This window comes from Proteus cibi (assembly GCF_003144405.1).
Classification (GTDB): domain Bacteria; phylum Pseudomonadota; class Gammaproteobacteria; order Enterobacterales; family Enterobacteriaceae; genus Proteus; species Proteus cibi.
The window spans coordinates 170,394-189,430 of record NZ_PENW01000010.1 but is presented as its reverse complement, the minus strand read 5'-3'; the positions used below and the strand labels follow the sequence as shown (position 1 = coordinate 189,430).

The 19,037-nt window shown below is 36.0% G+C and carries 18 protein-coding genes; 8 read left to right on the top strand and 10 right to left on the bottom strand.

Going from position 1 to position 19,037, the window contains the following annotated elements:
- Nucleotides 1–83: 83 nt before the first annotated feature.
- Both DK865_RS06545 and DK865_RS06540 read left to right on the top strand, forming a co-directional pair.
- Nucleotides 84–746, top strand: a complete 663-nt coding sequence (locus tag DK865_RS06545) for an AzlC family ABC transporter permease (RefSeq protein WP_023581771.1) — start codon at nucleotides 84–86, stop codon at nucleotides 744–746.
- The gene (locus DK865_RS06540) at nucleotides 743–1,072 is read left to right on the top strand and encodes an AzlD domain-containing protein (RefSeq protein ID WP_109391478.1); all 330 of its coding nucleotides are present in this window, start codon (nucleotides 743–745) and stop codon (nucleotides 1,070–1,072) included. Before DK865_RS06545 ends, DK865_RS06540 begins: the two co-directional genes overlap by 4 nt.
- A gap of 82 nt (nucleotides 1,073–1,154) precedes the next feature.
- Here DK865_RS06540 and DK865_RS06535 read toward each other — a convergent pair whose 3' ends face one another.
- From DK865_RS06535 to DK865_RS06525, 3 genes are all read right to left on the bottom strand, one after another.
- Nucleotides 1,155–2,558: an ATP-binding protein gene (locus DK865_RS06535; protein WP_109391477.1), complete on the bottom strand. Its 1,404-nt coding sequence runs from the start codon at nucleotides 2,556–2,558 to the stop codon at nucleotides 1,155–1,157.
- Nucleotides 2,559–3,224: a response regulator gene (locus DK865_RS06530; protein WP_023581774.1), complete on the bottom strand. Its 666-nt coding sequence runs from the start codon at nucleotides 3,222–3,224 to the stop codon at nucleotides 2,559–2,561.
- Nucleotides 3,225–3,911: 687 nt separating this feature from the next.
- Nucleotides 3,912–4,643 carry a hypothetical protein gene (locus DK865_RS06525; RefSeq protein ID WP_109391476.1) on the bottom strand — a complete coding sequence of 244 codons (732 nt, stop codon included), beginning with the start codon at nucleotides 4,641–4,643 and terminating at the stop codon, nucleotides 3,912–3,914.
- Between the two features lie 162 nt (nucleotides 4,644–4,805).
- On the opposite strand from DK865_RS06525, the gene DK865_RS06520 reads away from it, so the two are divergent.
- From DK865_RS06520 to DK865_RS06495, 6 genes are all read left to right on the top strand, one after another.
- Nucleotides 4,806–5,144 carry a DUF5713 family protein gene (locus DK865_RS06520; protein ID WP_109391475.1) on the top strand — a complete coding sequence of 113 codons (339 nt, stop codon included), beginning with the start codon at nucleotides 4,806–4,808 and terminating at the stop codon, nucleotides 5,142–5,144.
- Between the two features lie 242 nt (nucleotides 5,145–5,386).
- Complete coding sequence (locus DK865_RS06515; protein WP_036912673.1) at nucleotides 5,387–5,665, top strand: DUF2798 domain-containing protein; 279 nt, start codon at nucleotides 5,387–5,389, stop codon at nucleotides 5,663–5,665.
- 173 nt (nucleotides 5,666–5,838) lie between these two features.
- Complete coding sequence (locus DK865_RS06510; RefSeq protein WP_109391474.1) at nucleotides 5,839–6,930, top strand: NADH:flavin oxidoreductase/NADH oxidase; 1,092 nt, start codon at nucleotides 5,839–5,841, stop codon at nucleotides 6,928–6,930.
- Nucleotides 6,931–7,185: 255 nt separating this feature from the next.
- Entirely contained in the window at nucleotides 7,186–7,815 is a 630-nt protein-coding gene (locus tag DK865_RS06505) for a CatB-related O-acetyltransferase (RefSeq protein ID WP_023581778.1), read from the top strand.
- 399 nt (nucleotides 7,816–8,214) lie between these two features.
- Complete coding sequence (locus DK865_RS06500) at nucleotides 8,215–9,957, top strand: YadA-like family protein (RefSeq protein ID WP_109391473.1); 1,743 nt, start codon at nucleotides 8,215–8,217, stop codon at nucleotides 9,955–9,957.
- A gap of 133 nt (nucleotides 9,958–10,090) precedes the next feature.
- The gene (locus tag DK865_RS06495) at nucleotides 10,091–10,408 is read left to right on the top strand and encodes a hypothetical protein (protein WP_023581780.1); all 318 of its coding nucleotides are present in this window, start codon (nucleotides 10,091–10,093) and stop codon (nucleotides 10,406–10,408) included.
- A 230-nt stretch (nucleotides 10,409–10,638) separates the two neighbouring features.
- Here DK865_RS06495 and DK865_RS06490 read toward each other — a convergent pair whose 3' ends face one another.
- From DK865_RS06490 to ttrS, 7 genes are all read right to left on the bottom strand, one after another.
- Nucleotides 10,639–11,049: an acyl-CoA thioesterase gene (locus DK865_RS06490; protein WP_023581781.1), complete on the bottom strand. Its 411-nt coding sequence runs from the start codon at nucleotides 11,047–11,049 to the stop codon at nucleotides 10,639–10,641.
- A 106-nt stretch (nucleotides 11,050–11,155) separates the two neighbouring features.
- Nucleotides 11,156–11,935 carry a PhzF family phenazine biosynthesis protein gene (locus tag DK865_RS06485; protein ID WP_109391472.1) on the bottom strand — a complete coding sequence of 260 codons (780 nt, stop codon included), beginning with the start codon at nucleotides 11,933–11,935 and terminating at the stop codon, nucleotides 11,156–11,158.
- A 165-nt stretch (nucleotides 11,936–12,100) separates the two neighbouring features.
- Entirely contained in the window at nucleotides 12,101–13,636 is a 1,536-nt protein-coding gene (locus DK865_RS06480; protein ID WP_109391471.1) for a peptide MFS transporter, read from the bottom strand.
- A 420-nt stretch (nucleotides 13,637–14,056) separates the two neighbouring features.
- Nucleotides 14,057–15,265 (bottom strand): multidrug efflux MFS transporter MdtG, encoded by a 1,209-nt coding sequence (gene mdtG / locus DK865_RS06475; protein ID WP_023581784.1) that lies wholly within the window; start codon nucleotides 15,263–15,265, stop codon nucleotides 14,057–14,059.
- 272 nt (nucleotides 15,266–15,537) lie between these two features.
- Complete coding sequence (locus tag DK865_RS06470) at nucleotides 15,538–16,479, bottom strand: Kdo(2)-lipid IV(A) acyltransferase (protein WP_109391470.1); 942 nt, start codon at nucleotides 16,477–16,479, stop codon at nucleotides 15,538–15,540.
- A gap of 74 nt (nucleotides 16,480–16,553) precedes the next feature.
- Nucleotides 16,554–17,156, bottom strand: a complete 603-nt coding sequence (gene ttrR / locus DK865_RS06465; protein WP_109391469.1) for a tetrathionate respiration response regulator TtrR — start codon at nucleotides 17,154–17,156, stop codon at nucleotides 16,554–16,556.
- A gap of 10 nt (nucleotides 17,157–17,166) precedes the next feature.
- Nucleotides 17,167–18,930: a tetrathionate respiration histidine kinase TtrS gene (ttrS, locus tag DK865_RS06460; protein ID WP_023581787.1), complete on the bottom strand. Its 1,764-nt coding sequence runs from the start codon at nucleotides 18,928–18,930 to the stop codon at nucleotides 17,167–17,169.
- Between the last annotated feature and the right edge of the window lie 107 nt (nucleotides 18,931–19,037).

Below are 19,037 nucleotides of genomic sequence, written 5' to 3'. Positions count from 1 at the left end.
TAGCTTCCTTCAAAAATCATCTTGCAAAAAAATAAATCGTTCAACATAATGAACGAATGGTTCGATAAAAAATACTACATTCTATGCAAATTAACAGTCGTCTTGATAATAACGTACTTAGAGATATTGTGCTTGTTTCATTAGCAGATGGTATCGTTGGTATCTCTTATGGTGCTTTGGCACATACACAAGGCTTTGATTTTTGGGTGCCATTAGTGCTATCCATTTTTGTTTTAGCCGGTGCTTCTGAATTTCTTTTTATTGGTGTTGTGGCGATGGGAGGAAGTGCAATATATGCTGCTCTTGCTGGATTAATGGTTAATGCACGACATATTCCTTTTAGTATGGCAGTAAAGGATTTACCAGGAAAAGGGCTTAAATCCTTATTAGGTTTTCATATCTTAAATGATGAAAGTGTTGTCTTTGGTTTATCTCAACGTACCGCTGAACAAAATAAATTAGCGTTTTGGGCTTGTGGCTTAGGCATTTTACTTGTTTGGCCTCTGGGAACCATGCTCGGTGTGTACTTAGGATCATTTATTGTAGATATAAAGATGTTAGGGCTAGATGCAATGTTTCCCGCTATTATTCTTGCATTAAGTTTACCAGCATTAAAAAATAAACTAACACGTCATGCAGCAATAATAGGGAGCATTATTGCACTCGCAACCACATTATTCCTCCCTGCGGGGATACCTGTTTTATTATCGCTATTAGGCGTATTGTTTGTGATAAGGAAAATATAATGTCCACGGCTTCTATTATTACAGGAATTATTATTCTTGCTGTTGGTACATACGCCATGCGTCTTTCCGGAATATTACTTAATAATAAAGCAGCTGTATCAGAGAGAGTTAAAGGAATTCTCTCATTATCAGCGATTGTTATTTTGTTTTCGGTGGCGATGACATCGACATTTTTTGATGGCGACCAACTTGCTGATATTTCAAAAATTATGGGGGTTGGTGTCGCAGGCATACTTACTTGGCAGAAAAAACCTTTCATTATGATTGTGCTTAGTGCCGCAATCGTAACAGCAGGTCTACGCGGGTTAATTAATCTTTGGGGATAACATCCTATAGCGCTTCATCGCGATAAAATATAAAGGAGGCATAATTACCTCCTTCTATTTTGGAATCTCAGTTCTCTATCTATTAATCGCTGTCTGATAATTTAGCTTCTAAAGGTAGAACAATAATAAAACCAATCCCTTTATTATTTAGTCCTTCAGTAATAATTAGCGATGCTTGAATTTTATTAGCGAGATTTTGTGCAATAGATAGACCTAATCCGCTCCCTGTTTCATTAGAACCAGGAACGCGATAAAAACGTGAAAATAGAACATTGAGATGTTCTTTTGCGACTCCAGGGCCATTATCACGCACGATAACATGGATACCTTCCGTGTATCGATTCTCTATAGTTACTTCAACTTGGCTACCTTTCGGACAATATTTAATGGCATTATCAAGCAGATTATTAAATATAGAGAGTAAAGCCTGTTTGTCGGTTTTAAGCGTTAAAGCATGACCTTCATTAAGTGATAACTCAATATTTTTAGTAATCGCATAAGGAACGCGTTGTGCTATTGCATTACCAATGACGTTATAGATATCAAAAGATTCTATTTTTAATGGGAAATCGTCACATTCTAATCGCGCCAAATCAATTAATTGATGAGAAAGAGCGGCTGCTCTATCAAGGGATTGCTTCATATCATCAATAATTTCTTCACGCTCTTGTTGATCATCGACTAAAGTGAGCAGGTGTAATTGTGCGATAACAGCAGCTATTGGTGTTCTTAATTCATGGGCGGCATCTGCCATAAATTGTTTTTCACGAATATTAGCCGCGTCAATTCTAGCCATTAATTGGTTTAGCTCTTTAAAGATAGGTCGAATTTCTTTAAATTGCTGACCTACATTAATCGGTGTTAAATTACGTGGCTTACGATTAGAGATAAGCTCTGCCGCTTGTCTTAAAGGGCGTAAACTAAAATAAGCGGTAATTAAAATTGCAAAAATAACAGTCGCGAGAATAAAGAGGAAAGGCACAAAGGTTCCTTCAACAGGGTTACCAATAACATGACCTCTGTCTTCAACCGATTCACCAATAAACACTTTTATTTTATGTTTTTCTCCCCAGCTAAAAGAGAGTATCCACTTTTCACCTGCGACAGATACTTTTTCTGATGCTAATGAAAGTACTTTGGTAGGGATAGGTAACTCAGGACGATTAGTATAAATCAGAGTATTATTTGCATCTAAGGCAATAAACCATGGTAGATATTGTAGTTCATCATCTTCACCATTGAGCATGGCGTCGATATACATACCTTGTAAATTATGAGCAACTTCTTTGAGAACTTCAGGTTGGTCAGCAACAATCTCTAAAGTATTAGCAAAACCTTCAGCAATAATTTCTTGCTGTTTGTTATACACATCTTCGAAATCAGCAAGATAATCAAATTGTATCCAAGCCAACCAAACGCCCCAAAGCATAACTATGGAGATAATCTGAAGGACTATGGTGTAAATAAAGAAGGAGCGGATCTTCATTTAATGAGTTTCTTTTTTTAGTAAATAGCCTACGCCACGAACGGTGATAATGCGTTCTTTGCCTATTTTTCTTCGTAAATTATGCATATGCACTTCAAGGGAATTGCTCTCAATTTTATCGTCTAAACCAAATAAACGCTGTTCTAATTCTGATTTACGTACCACATTGTCAGTATTACGCATTAATTCATATAATAATTGGTATTCTTTACCTGATAATAAAAGCAATTCGTCATTTAAAGTGACTTGATGGTTTGCTGGATTAAGTTGTAAATTGCCAATAGACCATATTTGTGAAGAGAAACCGGCCATTCTGCGACTCACTGCTTTTACTCGAGAAATAAGTTCAGGCATAGCAAAGGGCTTTGGTAAAAAATCATCGGCACCTGAATCTAATGTTTGTACTAAATTATCAATTTGAGTGCGGGCAGTTAAAATAATAATCGGGATTTTCTCGCCACTTTTTCTGAGTGCAATCAGTTCATCTTGCCCATCACCATCAGGTAGACCTAAATCTAAGAGCATTAAATCGAAAGGGCGCTGTTTTAATTGAACGCGAGCATCCGCAAGCAATCTGACCCAGCATGGTTGAAAACCCGCAATTTCAAGTCCGCGACAAAGCGCTTTACCGAGTTGTAAATCGTCTTCAACTAATAAAATATTCATGATAATACCTACCTAAAATCGTCTTAAGAAAGTATAAGAGCCAAATAAAAATTGAGCAATATAATAAAATATAAAGCAAGGTTTGATTAATCAACTCTTAATGTAAGATAAATTTTTATTTAATATGTTTTACTAAAAATAAATGGTCGAAATTTTTAGGAACAGATTGAGGTAAGTATGCTATTTATTTCATTTTGATCATATCAAGGCATTTAATGTTAATTTTAAAGATTTATTTTAGATAGAATGAGTTTAATTAAACTAATATGGGTAATAAATATTTTACTCTATTATGCTAAGGTAACTTAAATAATTTATTTAAGATGCTTTGAGTTTAAAGGTGATTTTCATTAAAAATCAATATTCAATAAATAAGGTTTTATATTTAAAATAATCTAAATATAAAATTTCAATTTCATTGAATAATATAACTATTAAAGTGACGTCTTATTCTTTTATTGAAAATAGATAATTGTTTTAATATACCCCTGTTGTGCAACATCTTTATTAGATTTAAATTATTTACTCTATTGATCTATACTCTGCAGTAAAATTTAACCACTTGAAAGGAATTGGATTTTCAATAAAAGGAATTTACATGAAACGAGATGGTGTTATTTAGTATAAATTAAATCATTCTGTGTCAGAAATGCTCCCAACCCTCTGGGAGCATTTCACATGATGCAATTACTGACAAAGTGAGCTATCCCACAGCATTAAGTTAAATGGTAAATTTAATGGCGCCACTAATTCATTCACCGTGGTTTGAAGCTCTGCTTTTGCTTGAATCAGCCTCTGTTTATCCCTATCAGGAATATAGTTATCTTTTGCTGGTAAATCATCTAATGTGTACTCTTCCACTAAAACGCCATTAGCCCACCGTTGAAATAGCCAATAACTTTCTGGCATTAGTGTATATTTTGTACCGTCAATAATTGTTGTTTTATCTTCCTGATAACGAACAGAAATAAGCTGATTTTCAACATTATCCCAAATCCAACCTTTGTATGTTCCATCCTCTAGTCGGTTTATCGACCAATGTATATCATTAGGTTGATAAAAATAGAGCTCAGTTAATACAACATAAGGTGTGGTTTTTGTTGATAATGAGGCTTGAATAAGACCATCAGTAAAATAAGAAATATTAAGCGTTTTATTATCAATGTTCAGTTCAATACTGCAAGTATCCCAATGTGTTAGTGTTAAACCTTCTTGAGTTGGTTTTTCTGGAATGGAAATCACGGCATCTGTTGTATCATCTTCTGCTGGTGGGTAGTAATGACCTGTAATATATTCACCGTTATTGCCATAGAAGTACCATGTCGCCAAAGGTGAGCTTTTAAAATATTTATTAATGATCAAAAAAGAGAGCAGTGCAATCGTCAAAAAAAGAAATATAAATCGTATTTTTTTAGCCATTTTAATTAATTGCCTATTTTCCGTTTGCTGGTCAGGATTCTATAAATTCATAGAAATAAAAGCGAGACATTTAATTAATAAACGTAATATACTTTCCAGTAATTAAGATAATAAGTGCACTTTAACGACCTTAAGATAAATACTTAGATAAGGATGTTCTTCATGATTAAAAATAAAGTACTCGCTGCGCATTATTTTTTAAAAGACATGGACAATGATAACTATTATCCCTCACACCTTGTAAAAAAAGGGCAAGATTTATTAAAAGCGCTTTGTATAAAAATAGAAGCGACTTCACCTAAAAATTTGGCAGAACTCTATATTCTAACGCAAGAAACAACAGATCAATTTAATGAATTAGCTGAAGCATTTTATGAAGAAGATAGCGAAATCGAAACAGTAGCAAGAGAGTGTATTGCTGAAGATTTTGGCGTTATCGCGGATGAATATGGTTTTGAAAATGCTGATATAGAAGAGTTAATTGCAACACGAGATTGGTAAAAAAAAGATGAGAAAGCCATATTGTGTTTTCTCATCTTCATTCATCTTAATGTGAACTATTATCCTCCAAATGATAATGAGAATAATTTAGTTGACAAAGAAATATTTATTAATAAACTAGCTCTTAGTTTGGTCAAAAAGACTCGTAAGCGTTTACGTTAATCAACGCATATAACTTTTTTTAGCCTGTTGTATTGGCAGTTATGTGCTGTTGTACAATCGTATTATTGGAGTCTTTATCTATGTCTTTTCAGGACAAAAATCACTTTTTAGGTATTCCTAAACTTCCTACTCGAGCAATGATTTTTCTTGTTCCCTTTTTCCTTTCTTTTATTATGTCCGGTATTGTTGCTTTTATTAGTACCGTCAAATCATTAGGTATGGGAATGTACGTTATCTCCCCATGGTTAACTTCTTGGGGGATTTCTTGGATGATTGCTTTTCCTACGGTTTTGTTTGTCTTACCGATTGCAAGACGCTTTTCACTGTTATTAGTGAAGCCTGCCAAATCTAATGATTAATTAAATAAGAGATCAGCAATTGACGCTGATCTTTTTGTTTTTCACAATGTGAAGTAAACCATCGCCTAAATGAATAAGATCCGATAGCCTTAAACTTGTATATTTAAATGGTATATCGAAAAGTGAAGATATTTTTCTTTGCATAAATTCTTATTGATAGCAGGAGGCTTTAAATGAGTTTGTTATTCTCCCCTAAAAAATTAGGCCCCCATCAGTTAGATAACCGTATAATCGTTGCGCCTATGTGCCAATATTCAGCACAAGAAGGTTACCCGACAGCATGGCACACTATGCATTATGGTCAGTTAGCACTATCTGGCGCTTCACTAGTGATCGTTGAAGCAACCGCGGTTGAGCCTAGAGGCCGTATTAGTTATAAAGATTTAGGTATTTGGTCTGATCAACATGGTAGTGAATTAAAAAAACTTGTTGAGAATATTAAACAATATTCACCTGCAAAAATAGGTATACAGATTGCACATGCAGGACGTAAAGCATCGACCGATTTACCTTGGAATGGTGGAGCATCATTAGCACCTGATTCTCCTAATGGATGGCAAAAAGTCGCACCTTCAGAAATTCCTTTTAGTACTCATCATCAGCCTCATGCTATGGCTATTGATGAAATTGAAGAAATAAAACGAGCTTTTGTAAATGCGGCAAGAAGAGCTGAGTTAGCAGGATTTGATGTTATTGAAATCCACGGTGCTCATGGGTATTTATTGCATGAATTCCTATCTCCATTATCAAATCACAGAACAGATCAATACGGTGGCGATTTCAATAATCGTAGTCGGTTATTAGTGGATATCTTTGTTGCCGTAAAAAATGCGGTTTCAGAGAATGTCTGTGTCGGTGTTAGAATTTCTGCGACAGATTGGGTTGAAGGTGGCTGGGACTTAGAAAGTACAATTGCTTTAACACAGCATCTTGAAGAATTAGGTTGCCATTATATTCATGTTTCTTCTGGTGGATTATCAGAAAAACAAGAAATTAAACTGGGACCTAATTACCAGGTGCCATTTGCTCAAGCAATTTATAATGAAACGCAACTGCCTGTTATTACTGTTGGCCTAATTACGGAGCCAGAACAAGCTGAAGCTATTTTACTTACAGAGCAGGCCGACTTTATCGCTTTAGGTCGAGGTATTCTTTATGATCCTCGTTGGCCTTGGCATGCGGCGGAAAAACTCAAACAAACCATAAAAGTAGCGCCTCAATATTTACGTTGTGCGCCTCATGGTAGCAAAGGCTTTTTTAAATAGTGATATTAAGCCACGGGGAATAATAGGATGTTATTAAGTGTATCCGTGGCTTTTTCTTTAAAAATTATTATGATGCTGTAGAGAAACGGCAAACAGAAGTATATTGCGTTGTAAAAATGGGGCGTAAATAAGATGAAAAAAGAACCTTTATTGCTTCAACCAAGAATTGCTTAAGACGATGTGTTTTGAATGCGGACACATCATCAGAGAATTAAGCATTCTTTGATGACTCATTAATTTATAGCGAGTCAGATTATGAAAAATAAACATTGGTCGCGTGTAGAATATCTACACGAAACAGTTAAAAATAAAAACATTATCATTAAAGGGCAACACAGTTATTACAGTGATTGTTGGGATGATGGTTTTGAAGCGTCTGTAGTTCGTTATCTTTATGGTGATGAAATTAGCCTACAATGGGAGCCATTGTGGGAAATTGATAAATTATATATTGGCGATTATGTCTGTATTGGCGCACAGGCGGTTATATTAATGGGTGGAAATCATACACATCGTATGGATTGGTTCTCACTTTATCCTTTTATGGATAAAATTGAGGAGGCCTATATTGGTAAAGGTGATACTCATATTCATGATGGTGCATGGATAGGAATGCGTGTAATGATAATGCCTGGTGTAACTATTGGAGAAGGTGCTATTGTTGCGGCTAATAGTGTTGTGTCCAAAAATGTTGAGCCTTACAGCATTGTGGGAGGAACACCTGCGCGACACCTTAAATATCGTTTTGAGCCAAAGATCATTGAGCAACTTTTATCTTTAAAGATCTACCAATGGTCAGAAAAGAAATTTGAAGCACTTAGACCTTTTTTATGCCAATCATCAATTGATAAATTATTAATCGCAGAAGCACAATTTATGGAATAATACGAAGCCCCTAAGCATGAATAAGCTTAGGGGTTTTTACTTAGAGTTTCTTTTAATAAATAGCATTAACATTTATAGAATGGAGTTGTCTTTTATTTGATCATTATCTCAAAATTAAAAATATTTTATTTTTATAAACAATGAACAAATTTATTTTTTTTAATTTACATTTTATTTCTTATTTTCCGTCTATTCTCTTTAGTTGTTGATTATTATTTGAATATAAATTAAAAAAAGTATTTTTTATTTATAATAAAGCTAATTATATGGTGGTGTTATTATCTTTAATTAATAGAGTTTCAAATTATTATTAGTTTATTTCATAAGATATATAATGTGTAAAAAATAAAATACATATTATTCTATATATGACTTTATTAATTTTGGAGCGATTTTGATATGACTAAAAATAAAGGTTTTAAGGTGAAGTTATTAGTTGTTTCATTATTATTATCACCTTTATCTTATGCAAATAATACGACCTTATTAGGTGGAAATAGTAAAGCGGATGGTAATGAATCTACGGCGCTTGGATATAATACTTGGGCACATTCAGACCAATCAACTGCAATTGGTGCTAATGCAGGTGCCGAGGGTGAAAATGCAACGGCAATAGGTCACAAAAGTACAGCAATAGGTGATAATGCGTTGTCGTTGGGAAGTGGTGCTATGGCTATAGGTGAAGGCTCCCTTTCTATTGGTTCTCAAGCTTATAGTGAAAATAAAGATTCCATTAGTATAGGGAAAGGGGCAATAAATAATGCTGAAAATGGCGTTATTTTAGGGAGTGGCAGTCGCCTTTCTGATAATGCAGATAATTCAGTTATTATTGGTAGTAAATCTTCTGGATCAGCAAGTAATGCGATTATATTAGGCGATAACAGTAGCAATAATCGCAATAATACATTATCAATCGGCAGTGATAAAAATCAGCGACAAATTATTAATGTAGCTGCAGGGACTGAAGATACCGATGCAGTAAATGTATCTCAATTAAAAAAAGAAAAAGATAATATTCTTATTGAGGCAGATAAACGTATTAATGACAACAATCAGAATATTTATAATAAAATTGAGCAAGAAAAGGATCGCATTCTTAAAGAAACAAATAATCAAATAAATGATAACAATAAAATAATAAAAGGTGATATTACTAAAGCAAATGAGGAGGTATTAAAAAGAAGTGAAATAAAAGCAAATGAATTAGCCAATAGCGCAGAGAAAAAAGCAAATCAATATACTGATAGTAAAATAGAAAAAAACCAAGAAAATACGATTAATTATATCAATGAAGCAAAAAATGAATTTTATATCTATAGTGATAATCAATATGCTGAAATAAAATCAGGCGCCGAAGATTATATAAATAATCGAGTTAATGAAGTGAAAGGCGATATTGAAAAAAACACCAACGATAAAGTTGATAAATCTGAAAGTAGAATTAAAGATTATACCAATAATGAAATAATAAAAGTTGAGAATAGTAGTAAAGAATATACGGATTTTAAAGTAAATGAACATCATGAGAAAACAGTGGAACATATCACCAACACTAGGGATGAAATTATTAGCTCAACAGACAGTAAAGTCAGGAAATTTGAAAGAAATGCCAATAATTACACGGATATAGAAATTAGTAAAATAGCCTCAGGTGTAGAAGGACTTATTGGTAAAAATAATGAGAAAATCATTAAAGAGCGTGAAAAATATATTACTCAAAAAGGAAATGAATATCTTAATATCACCAATAATGTTATTAATGAACGAGATGAATCCTTAAGAGAATACATTGATTCGTCAAAAAAAGATTCTATCTCTATTGCGAATGAATATACCAATAATAAGATTAAGAATATCTTTATTGATAATGATGTCGCACTCAATAATATGGATAATAAAATAGACAAAGCAGACAAAAGAGCAAGTGCGGGTATTGCCTCTGTCGCAGCGATGGCTAATATTCCCTACGTTTCAGCTCACACTTTTAGCCTTGGTGTGGGTGTCGGGAATTATCGTGATGCCAATGCGTTTGCAACGGGTGCTCAATATCAAATAACAGAGAGTGCTGTTATTCGTGTTTCTGCTTCATGGAATACGGAAGATCGTGCTGTTGTCGGTGGTGGTATGTCATATGGTTGGTAAATATTTTTTATATCGTATTACTTAGGATAAAAAGCAGAGATAGGTTGTTGCCTTTTTATAGATTCAACTGGCTTTTATGTGGTGGATTTGAATAATAAAGGTAACAGCCTTTGTTTTTTATAATGAGTAAATTATGATCTATCTTCATTCTGGTGGTGGCGTTTTTGAAAAACAAGCAAGAGTGAATCAGGCAGCAACGGAAAAAGCGCAAGAAATTGCTGAAAATAAGATAAAACAAGTAGTACAAGTGAGATCACTTTCAGACTTTCCAGTTGATATTGAACAGATTGGGGTGATATTACTGATTGAACCCACTATTGAGTTAGCGCTTGAAGTGGGGCGGCAGTATTCACAATTAGCGGATATTGTTATTGCTGAAAGTGCAACAGTAGGAAGGAAGCTGACTATTTGTCAGATTGAATTTGCAGTAACAAAAATTTGTGTTCTCTGATTTTTAGATTTATTCAGTTATCCACATTAACTGTGGATAACTCTTGCCTTACATGTTAGTAATCTTATTATATATTGATTTTATTGAATATTTTATATTGATTGAAAAATATCCATTTAATTTAGTGTTCTTATTGCTTTGTTATTATTCAAGATAATAAAGAACATCATAAAATAATGAAGTTTTTCATTAAGAGAGATAAAAAGTATAATCAATCTCTCTATAAGATACTATTTGTCGAATAATGGCGTTGGTTTTCCGTCATGATCAACCGCAACGAAATTAAACTGACCATGGATCACTTCTTCACGACCTTCTGCGTACATATCTTCAAGAAAAATAGAAACATTTACTGTCAAACTTGTACGCCCAACACGAATAACTTCTCCCACTAATTCAATAATCGTACCTGATGGAATAGGGTGGTTGAAATTTATTTTTTCGGTTGAAACCGTCACTAGACGTTTACGACTAAAGCGAGTGGCGGTAATAAATGAAACTTCATCCATCCAAGCTAATGCCGTGCCACCAAAGAGTGTTGAGTGGTGATTAGTTGTGGTGGGGAATATAACTTTAGATACACGGGTGACTGAATTTTTAATTTTATCTTGTAGCTCAGGAGATAAGTCAGAGATGGACATAACAATAAAGCCTTTTTCTTTTATACGGTAGGGATAAATTCCCCACAGTATAAAATAGAGTAAATTGAAAGCAAAGCAGATGAATGACTGATTATGGCGTTTATAATTAAAAGGTTATTTTGCCAGTTAAAAAGAGTGCAGCATCTCCTGTTAGTAAAACTCGATTATCTTTTAGTTCACAGTCGATATTTCCACCTCGTTTTGAAACTTGTCTTGCTTGTAACTGTGTTTTATTGAGTTTATTCCCCCAAATTGGTGCTAATACACAATGTGATGTACCTGTAACAGGATCTTCATTCACACCTTTTACAGGGGCAAAGAAGCGAGAAATAAAGTCAAAAGGAGAATGACCTTTCGCTGTGATAATAACACCAGGTAAAGGTAGCTGTGAGATTTGAGTGAAATCCGGTTGGTAGTTAATGACGGTTTCTGGATCGGATAAAAAGCAAACATAACGATCATGTGCTTGCCAAACTTCATCGATTTGTAATGCTAATTTTTCTTCAAGCGTTGATTTTATCTCGTTATTTAATGTCGCAGGTATCGCTGGAAAATTCAGTGTGAAGAGAGGATCTTGACAAGAAACAGTGAGCTCACCTGAAAGAGACTGGAATTTAAAGCACTTATTAGGAGACTGTTTTATTGTTTTTAATACAAACGCTGTGGCTAATGTTGCGTGTCCACAAAGAGGAACTTCAATTTTAGGTGTAAACCAACGAATATGATCGCCAACTAAAAACGCGGTTTCAGGTAAATTAATCTCACTAGCAAGTGTAATTAAGGTGTCATCAGGCAACCATTCTTCTAACAAAACGACAGCAGCGGGATTTCCTGAAAAAGGCAGAGAGGAAAAAGCATTAACATAATAAATAGGAAGAACTGTCATCGCATTACCTTAGTGATAAACTGTCAATAAATAGAAGGTAATGAGATTAAGTGTTTTAAATATCGGGTGCAATACTTAAAAATAGTGTTCGAATTGTAAGATATAAAAGCAAAAAGCCATGCCTCAGTATGAGATAGACATGGCTTTAATAATTAACCTATTAGATTAAGCTTGTGCTTTCTCTTTGCTGTCTGCACTTTGTAAAAGCTTACGAACTGGAATAATCAGTGCCGCAAGAACAACAGCACAAATCACCAGAGCGATAGAAACATGAGAGAAGAAATCAGGCATTACATCCAGTTTGTCTGGACGGATATTTCCCCCCATTAGACCTGCTGCCAAATTACCTAATGCACTTGCACAGAACCATAATCCCATCACCTGACCACGCATTTTAGCAGGCGCTAAAATAGTCATTGTGGCAAGACCAATTGGGCTTAAGCATAATTCACCCAATGTTAGCAATAAAATACTGCCAATTAACCAAAGCGGTGAAACACCTTGTCCTGTTGCAATCACACTTTCAGATGCAAACATCATGACGGTAAAGCCACCCGCTGCAAATAAAATACCAATCACAAACTTAGTCATACTGCTTAAATTCATATTCTTACGTGCCATCATTGGCCATAACCAGCTAAATACAGGCGCAAGAATAATAATAAACAAGGCATTAACAGACTGGAACCATACTGCAGGGATCTCAAAACCCATAAAGTTTAAGTCAGTATAGTCATTGGCAAATAAGTTAAATGAGGTCGGTTTTTGTTCGAATGCAGACCAGAAAAGGGCTGCAGAAACCAGCAAGAGGAAACAAACAAATAAGCGAGAACGGTCGCTACTACTTAATCCTGCAAAGAGGAATAAATAGATAAAATAGGCGATAACACTACCGGAAATCACATAGACCATAAAGTTAGCCACAATAACTGGGTTAAAAGGAATAACACCAGAAATAATAAGACCAACAATGGCGATAAGAACGACAGATAACGCTAAGATCCACTGACCGACATTACGACGAACAACGGTTGGGCGATCCCAACTTGAATCTAAACCGACTTCACTATCAAAGCGACGCATGGTCGGTACTGCGTAAAAGCGGAAAATCAGTAACGCAACAAGCATACCAATTCCACCAATCCCAAAGCCCCAATGCCAGCCATAATCACGTACTAAGAAACCGGTGATGAGTGGTGCAATAAATGAGCCCATATTGATACCCATATAAAATAAGGAGAATCCGCCATCACGACGAGTATCATCCCTTTTATATAAGGTTCCTACCATCACAGTGACACAGGTTTTAAATAGCCCTGTACCCAATACAATCAGTAATAAACCGATAAAGAACAGATCTTGTGACCAAAACGCTGAAAGTGCGATGGATAGGTGCCCTAACGCGATAAAGATAGAGCCATACCATACTGCTAGGCGCTGACCTAACCAGTTATCAGCTAGCCAACCTCCAGGTAGCGATGTTAAATACACACCGCCTGCGAAAATACCCACAATAGCAGATGCCTGCTCTCTGGGGATTTCCATGCCACCCTCATAAACGGTTGCCGCCATAAATAGAATTAATAATGGGCGAATACCATAGAAAGAAAAGCGTTCCCACATTTCGGTGAAGAAAAGGGAGCTTAATGGATATGGGTGGCCAAAGAAAGTTCGGCTAGATTTTGAGTGAGTAGATTGCATCTTAAATTCCCAAAAAAAACCTCTACAGGTCGTTTGCAAGTAAAAAGAACAAAATATTAGCTAATGGTGAAACAAAATTATTTCATTCTGTTATCAATATCCACTGCATTTAATTAATATATTTTTAACATACTTTCGTCAGAATTTAGCGACTAAAAGTATATTTAATACTTTATAAACCATTTTTTGGTGCAAAAGTCGATAAAAATCTCATTTTGCAATAGTTAACCTTGCAATTTTTTGAAAAAAGAGCACAAGAAAATTTTAGATGCCTTAACAAATGGGTGATGAGAATGTTCTTAATAAACAATAAATTATAAAAAATAGAATAAAAAAAATAACAATTGAGCCTTTAAATGTAAAAGTGTAATTTTTGGAAGAAAAAAAACGCTTAACTTATCTTATTTGTGGATTTTTTGACTACTTTCCTTGTGGTGTTCTAAAGCTTAACCAAGAGTAAATAAGATTAAAAAAGACAACGGCAGCGGTGAAATAAAAAACAGCTCTAAATCCATAGCTTGCCGCAACAAAAGCCCCCATTAACGGTCCTGTAACATTTCCAACATCTCTGAGTGCTTGGTTATAGCTGAAAATTCGACCCGCAATAGCAGGGGTAATATTATAGAGAATAAGCGTTTGTACCGCAGGTAACATGGCCGCATTGACTGCGCCAAGTAAAAAACGTAGTGCGCCAAGTTCCCAATAGTTACTGACCAATGCCATTGGAATTAGCATAAAAATAGAGAGTCCGAGGGTAAAAAGAAGGACTTTATCAGGGCCAATTCGGTCACCTAATTTACCGAAACGAGGTGCACTGATCAGTGCGGCAATACCCGGTACGGAGGCAACAACACCACTGATAAAAGCAAGGTTGCTGACTGAACCTGTTAACTCACGGATATAAAGTGTCAAAATAGGCGTCACAGAGCCTGTTGCTACTTGGATGATCATTGTGGTGAAAAACAGGCATACAACGAGTCTTTTATTCTTAAGTGATGAAAAGACCTGTTTTGTGGTGAGTGCATCTTTTTTAGAAACAGGCGTGAAGTTTTCACTTACGAAAAAAAGAGTGACTAAAAAGCAAATAAATAAAACCGCAGACGTAATAAAAAAGACAGGTCGTAAACCATAGAGATCGGCAAGCATACCGCCAATTAAAGGGCCTATTAATGCGCCACTCACAGCACCTGTTGAAAGTGTACCTAATGCCCAGCCGCTTTTTTTAACCGGAACCTGGGTGGCAATTAACGCATTTGCATTCGGAACAAAGCCACCTAATACACCAAGCAAAGCTCGTAGTACTAATAATTGCCATATATTTTGAGCAAATCCAATTAATACCATTACAATCGCCATACCAAGGGCAGAACGTAACAGCATTAATTTTCGTCCTTTTCTATCTGATAATTTTCCCCAAAAAGGTGCTGCGATGGCTGAAAAAAGGAAGGTAATACTAAAGGCAACCCCCGTCCAAAGATTAAGCTCTTCGTGATCGGTTATACCAAGTTCTTCTACATAGAGTGGAAGAAAAGGCATGATCAAGCTAAAACCTGCACCAGTTAGAAAACAGCCAAACCAGACAATATAGAGATTACGTTTCCAAGAATTATTTCGGGGTTTGAGATCCATGTTACTCCTTTAGCCGAGAACGAGAGAGTAAACCAAGAAAATAGACTGAAAATAACCGTAGCGATGTTGAACGTGGCAACAACGAGTCGGTTTTCTTATTTTATGATGAATAAGAATATAGCCATGATACAGAATAAGTGCGATAGGTCTTGCTCTTATAATGTGTTTTGCAGGAGTTTACAGCTTGTGCTGTTATTGGTTTTATTATTGTTATTTCAGTGCATTGCAATATGACAAAGTGGCTGTTTGAGCGTAAAACAGCCACTCTGTAATTAGTGTACTTTCTTTATTTCGTTATATAAAGAAGCCTCACCTTCTGGGCGAGTTTTAAAGCGACGATGCAACCACATATATTGGTCTGGTGCGCGTAAAATCTCTTGTTCAACCACTTTATTCATCGCTTTAGCTGTATTTTCCTCATTATCAATAGGAAAATCAGCAACAGGTGGGGAGATAATTAACTCATAACCTTTGCCTTCAGGTAAGCGTTTTGGGGTAAATGGAATTAATGCGGGATTGCTGGTTTTTGCCAGAATATAAGTGCCTGTTGTTGTTGCCGCTTTATCAACTGCAAACAACGGTACAAAAACACTTTTACGAGGACCATAATCATGGTCAGGTGCATACCAAATAATTTCACCTGCTTTTAAACTACGGATCATGCCTTTGACATCTTTTCTGTCGAGCATAAATTTATTAGAGCGTAGTCGACCCCATGTTTGTAGCCAGTCCATAACGGGATTATCGTTAGGGCGATAAACACCCACGCCAGGATTACAAATACCAAAAATCCTAGCGCCAAGCTCTAGTGTCAGAAAATGGATCCCAATAAGTAAGATCCCTTGTCCTGAGTCTTTAACCTTTTTGATATGTTCAAGCCCACTGACTTTAAACCAGCGTTTAACTCGCCATTCAGGCCAAAACCAAGCCATTCCTGTCTCAAATAATCCCATGCCAACAGATTCAAAATTTTTATTAACTAAGGCTTCTCGCTCGCTTTTCGGCATCTGTGGAAAACAGAGTTCAAGATTACGTTCCGCTATTTGGACGCGTTTTTTTAAAAAAACTTTCGAAAAACGACCTAGGCGTGTACCTAGCCAATAAATGACAGGATAAGGAAGGAGAACCAGAATATAGAGTAATCCAATCCCGAACCAAGTCAGCCAATATTTAGGCAACAAAAATGATTTTTTAAATGGAGGTGACTTTATCATAAGCCTATCTATTTACTATTTTTCCAATGAATATCTTATATTGTGACACTTTTTATCGCAGATAAGAAATTTTGTCATAAATTAGGTGAAATTATTTCGATGCCTTGTAATGCCGTCACTAATTCAGCGATATTTTTAGCCGCCATTTTATCCATCACTTTTGCTCGATGAACTTCAACCGTTCTTATTGAAACACAAGCAACTTCAGCGATTTCGCGGTTCATTAAACCTTGAATAACATAATATGCAATGTCTTTTTCTCTGGGGGTTAATGATGAATAGCGACGACGAATATCATGTGCTGTAAACCGGGTGTTCGTTTCAATAAAAGCGACATCTAGGGCTGATAGTAGTGCATTGCTATCAACGGGCTTTTGTAAAAAATCAATAGCGCCTTTTTTGATCTCTCCAACAGCCATCGGGATATCACCATGACCCGTTAAAAAAATCACAGAAAGAGTACTGTGTTTATCAATTAAATACTGGTGGACTTGTCTACCATCAGGTTTTGGCATTCTCATATCTAACAATACAACTCCTTGTTGATAGAGATTGACGTTGTTGATAAAGAACTCGCTATCATTCCAAACATGGGCTGAATAACCTAAGCTTTCTAATAAAAACTGACAAGCATCAGTGACAGCAAGATCATCATCAACAAGATGAATTGTTGGCATTTTTTCTCCGTTATTTATTGTTGTTAGGGAAAATAAGTGTGATTTTTAATCCGATGTTATTTTGTTCGTTTTGCTGATTTTCAATGTGAATATCCGCGCCTTGAGAAAGTAACAATCGCTGGCAGATCACTAAACCTAATCCAAGTCCTTCCGTTTTTGTTGTGTGGAATGGGGAAAAGGGCTGTTCTAGCTGGCTATGGCTCATTCCGCCAGCATCATCTTCAATCACTACAAGCAATCTATCAGGTGCTTTATGTGTGCTAATTTTCAGGTTCTTCGCACCGGCTTGCAGGCTATTGGTAATTAAATTCGATAAAATCTGCTCTAATAAGGTTTCAGGTAAACATAAGGTATCTTGTTCATTAATATCAATTTTCAGTGAAACCTGAGGGTATTTATCTTCTACGCGTAAAAGTTTCCAAATATGTTGAACACATTCCGCAATATTTTGGTGAGAAAGCAAAATTGTCTCGGTGTTAGGTGTCTGTTTTCCAACCCATAAACGTAGATTTCTAATGATATCAGCACCGCGTTGTGCTTGCTTATCTATTTGTTGCAATGCAGGTAGCAAAGGGTGTGATTCATTCTCTTTTTTCAGGCGAATAACGCTCCCTTGTGCATAGCTTTTAATTGCCGAAAGTGGTTGATTAAGTTCATGAGCAAACCCTGATGCCATCTCTCCCAAGATATTTAAACGTTGAGCCAGTTCTAATTCTTCTTTTTGCTGTCTTAATCGATTATGTGCCTGTTCTAATTGTCGGCTGCGACGTCTAACTAAATAGCTGACCCAGACTTGGTTTAGGATAAGGAAAAGGATAGCCGCCAATGAAAGACCAATAATAAATCGGTGTTGAATAGCCCAGCTTTGTGCATCTTGCCAAAGCTGTCTTTGTCGTGGATGTTGGTTGACTTCCCTTAATAAATTTTCAACTTGTGTATGTGAAGCAGGAGCACCCCATTTCATCGGTTTACTCTCATCGGTGAGTAAAACACGTGTCACTTTATCAACGAGCTCATCAGGAACGGTATCTAGCGCTGCAAATGACCAATTAGGGTAGAGCGGTGTACTGGTTAAACAAGGGGCATTGGTTTGGTAGGAAATCAAGGGGCGGTAATCACTTTTACGAATAAGCCCCTCACTATCCATATTTTCCAGTAAACAGACGGGAATGATTGCCGCGTTAATATCTTTATCTCGTAAGAGATAAAGTAATGCATCAGCCGGAAAACCAGTGAAACGTAATGTGAAATCTTTATCAGGATCAATACCTTTTTCTCGTAGCGCTTTGTAACCTAAGAGATAGCCACCAAAGGCATCAGGCGCAATGGCACCAACACGTTTTCCGATCAAGTCATGAGCAGACGTCATCGGGCTATCATTCCGCACAAGAATGAGGCTACCGATGACATTTCGTGTTGTGTTATCAGGTTCATAGCCGGAGCGTAAGGAGAGCAACCAACGTAATGGAAAAGCATTATCTAATTGAACAAATTGCGCCGGATTTGTGAGTAAGAAATCAACACTTTTTTTCGCAACCGCTAACTTCATCTCCTCCAGATTTAACGGTATTAACACAAAGTTTTCTGACGGAAACTGTTCATTTAATGTGTCAACAAGTGGATGCCAATGTCTTTGCGTGGTTGCATCACCACGTAGTGCTAAAACACCGATTGTCCACTCTTTTGCTGTGGCTTGTAGAGGAAGTACAAAAAAGAGCAGTAATAACCCAATACTTACTGCATTTCTTATCCCAATTGTCTGTTTTATCGTCATAAATATCTAATGTTAAATATTGTCTTGGATCAAGTTCGCACTTGGTATGTGGTAAACCACAATAGGTGTTGTCTTCTGTAGTTTTTACAATGCACTTATAACAAAAC

What these genes read in the sequence shown, in the direction of transcription:
- DK865_RS06545 (WP_023581771.1), top strand. Translation starts at nt 84, where the DNA reads ATGCAAATTAACAGTCGTCTTGATAATAACGTACTTAGAGATATTGTG.
- DK865_RS06535 (WP_109391477.1), bottom strand. Translation starts at nt 2,558, where the DNA reads ATGAAGATCCGCTCCTTCTTTATTTACACCATAGTCCTTCAGATTATC.
- DK865_RS06530 (WP_023581774.1), bottom strand. Translation starts at nt 3,224, where the DNA reads ATGAATATTTTATTAGTTGAAGACGATTTACAACTCGGTAAAGCGCTT.
- DK865_RS06525 (WP_109391476.1), bottom strand. Translation starts at nt 4,643, where the DNA reads ATGGCTAAAAAAATACGATTTATATTTCTTTTTTTGACGATTGCACTG.
- DK865_RS06520 (WP_109391475.1), top strand. Translation starts at nt 4,806, where the DNA reads ATGATTAAAAATAAAGTACTCGCTGCGCATTATTTTTTAAAAGACATG.
- DK865_RS06515 (WP_036912673.1), top strand. Translation starts at nt 5,387, where the DNA reads ATGTCTTTTCAGGACAAAAATCACTTTTTAGGTATTCCTAAACTTCCT.
- DK865_RS06510 (WP_109391474.1), top strand. Translation starts at nt 5,839, where the DNA reads ATGAGTTTGTTATTCTCCCCTAAAAAATTAGGCCCCCATCAGTTAGAT.
- DK865_RS06505 (WP_023581778.1), top strand. Translation starts at nt 7,186, where the DNA reads ATGAAAAATAAACATTGGTCGCGTGTAGAATATCTACACGAAACAGTT.
- DK865_RS06500 (WP_109391473.1), top strand. Translation starts at nt 8,215, where the DNA reads ATGACTAAAAATAAAGGTTTTAAGGTGAAGTTATTAGTTGTTTCATTA.
- DK865_RS06495 (WP_023581780.1), top strand. Translation starts at nt 10,091, where the DNA reads ATGATCTATCTTCATTCTGGTGGTGGCGTTTTTGAAAAACAAGCAAGA.
- DK865_RS06490 (WP_023581781.1), bottom strand. Translation starts at nt 11,049, where the DNA reads ATGTCCATCTCTGACTTATCTCCTGAGCTACAAGATAAAATTAAAAAT.
- DK865_RS06485 (WP_109391472.1), bottom strand. Translation starts at nt 11,935, where the DNA reads ATGACAGTTCTTCCTATTTATTATGTTAATGCTTTTTCCTCTCTGCCT.
- DK865_RS06480 (WP_109391471.1), bottom strand. Translation starts at nt 13,636, where the DNA reads ATGCAATCTACTCACTCAAAATCTAGCCGAACTTTCTTTGGCCACCCA.
- mdtG (WP_023581784.1), bottom strand. Translation starts at nt 15,265, where the DNA reads ATGGATCTCAAACCCCGAAATAATTCTTGGAAACGTAATCTCTATATT.
- DK865_RS06470 (WP_109391470.1), bottom strand. Translation starts at nt 16,479, where the DNA reads ATGATAAAGTCACCTCCATTTAAAAAATCATTTTTGTTGCCTAAATAT.
- ttrR (WP_109391469.1), bottom strand. Translation starts at nt 17,156, where the DNA reads ATGCCAACAATTCATCTTGTTGATGATGATCTTGCTGTCACTGATGCT.
- ttrS (WP_023581787.1), bottom strand. Translation starts at nt 18,930, where the DNA reads ATGACGATAAAACAGACAATTGGGATAAGAAATGCAGTAAGTATTGGG.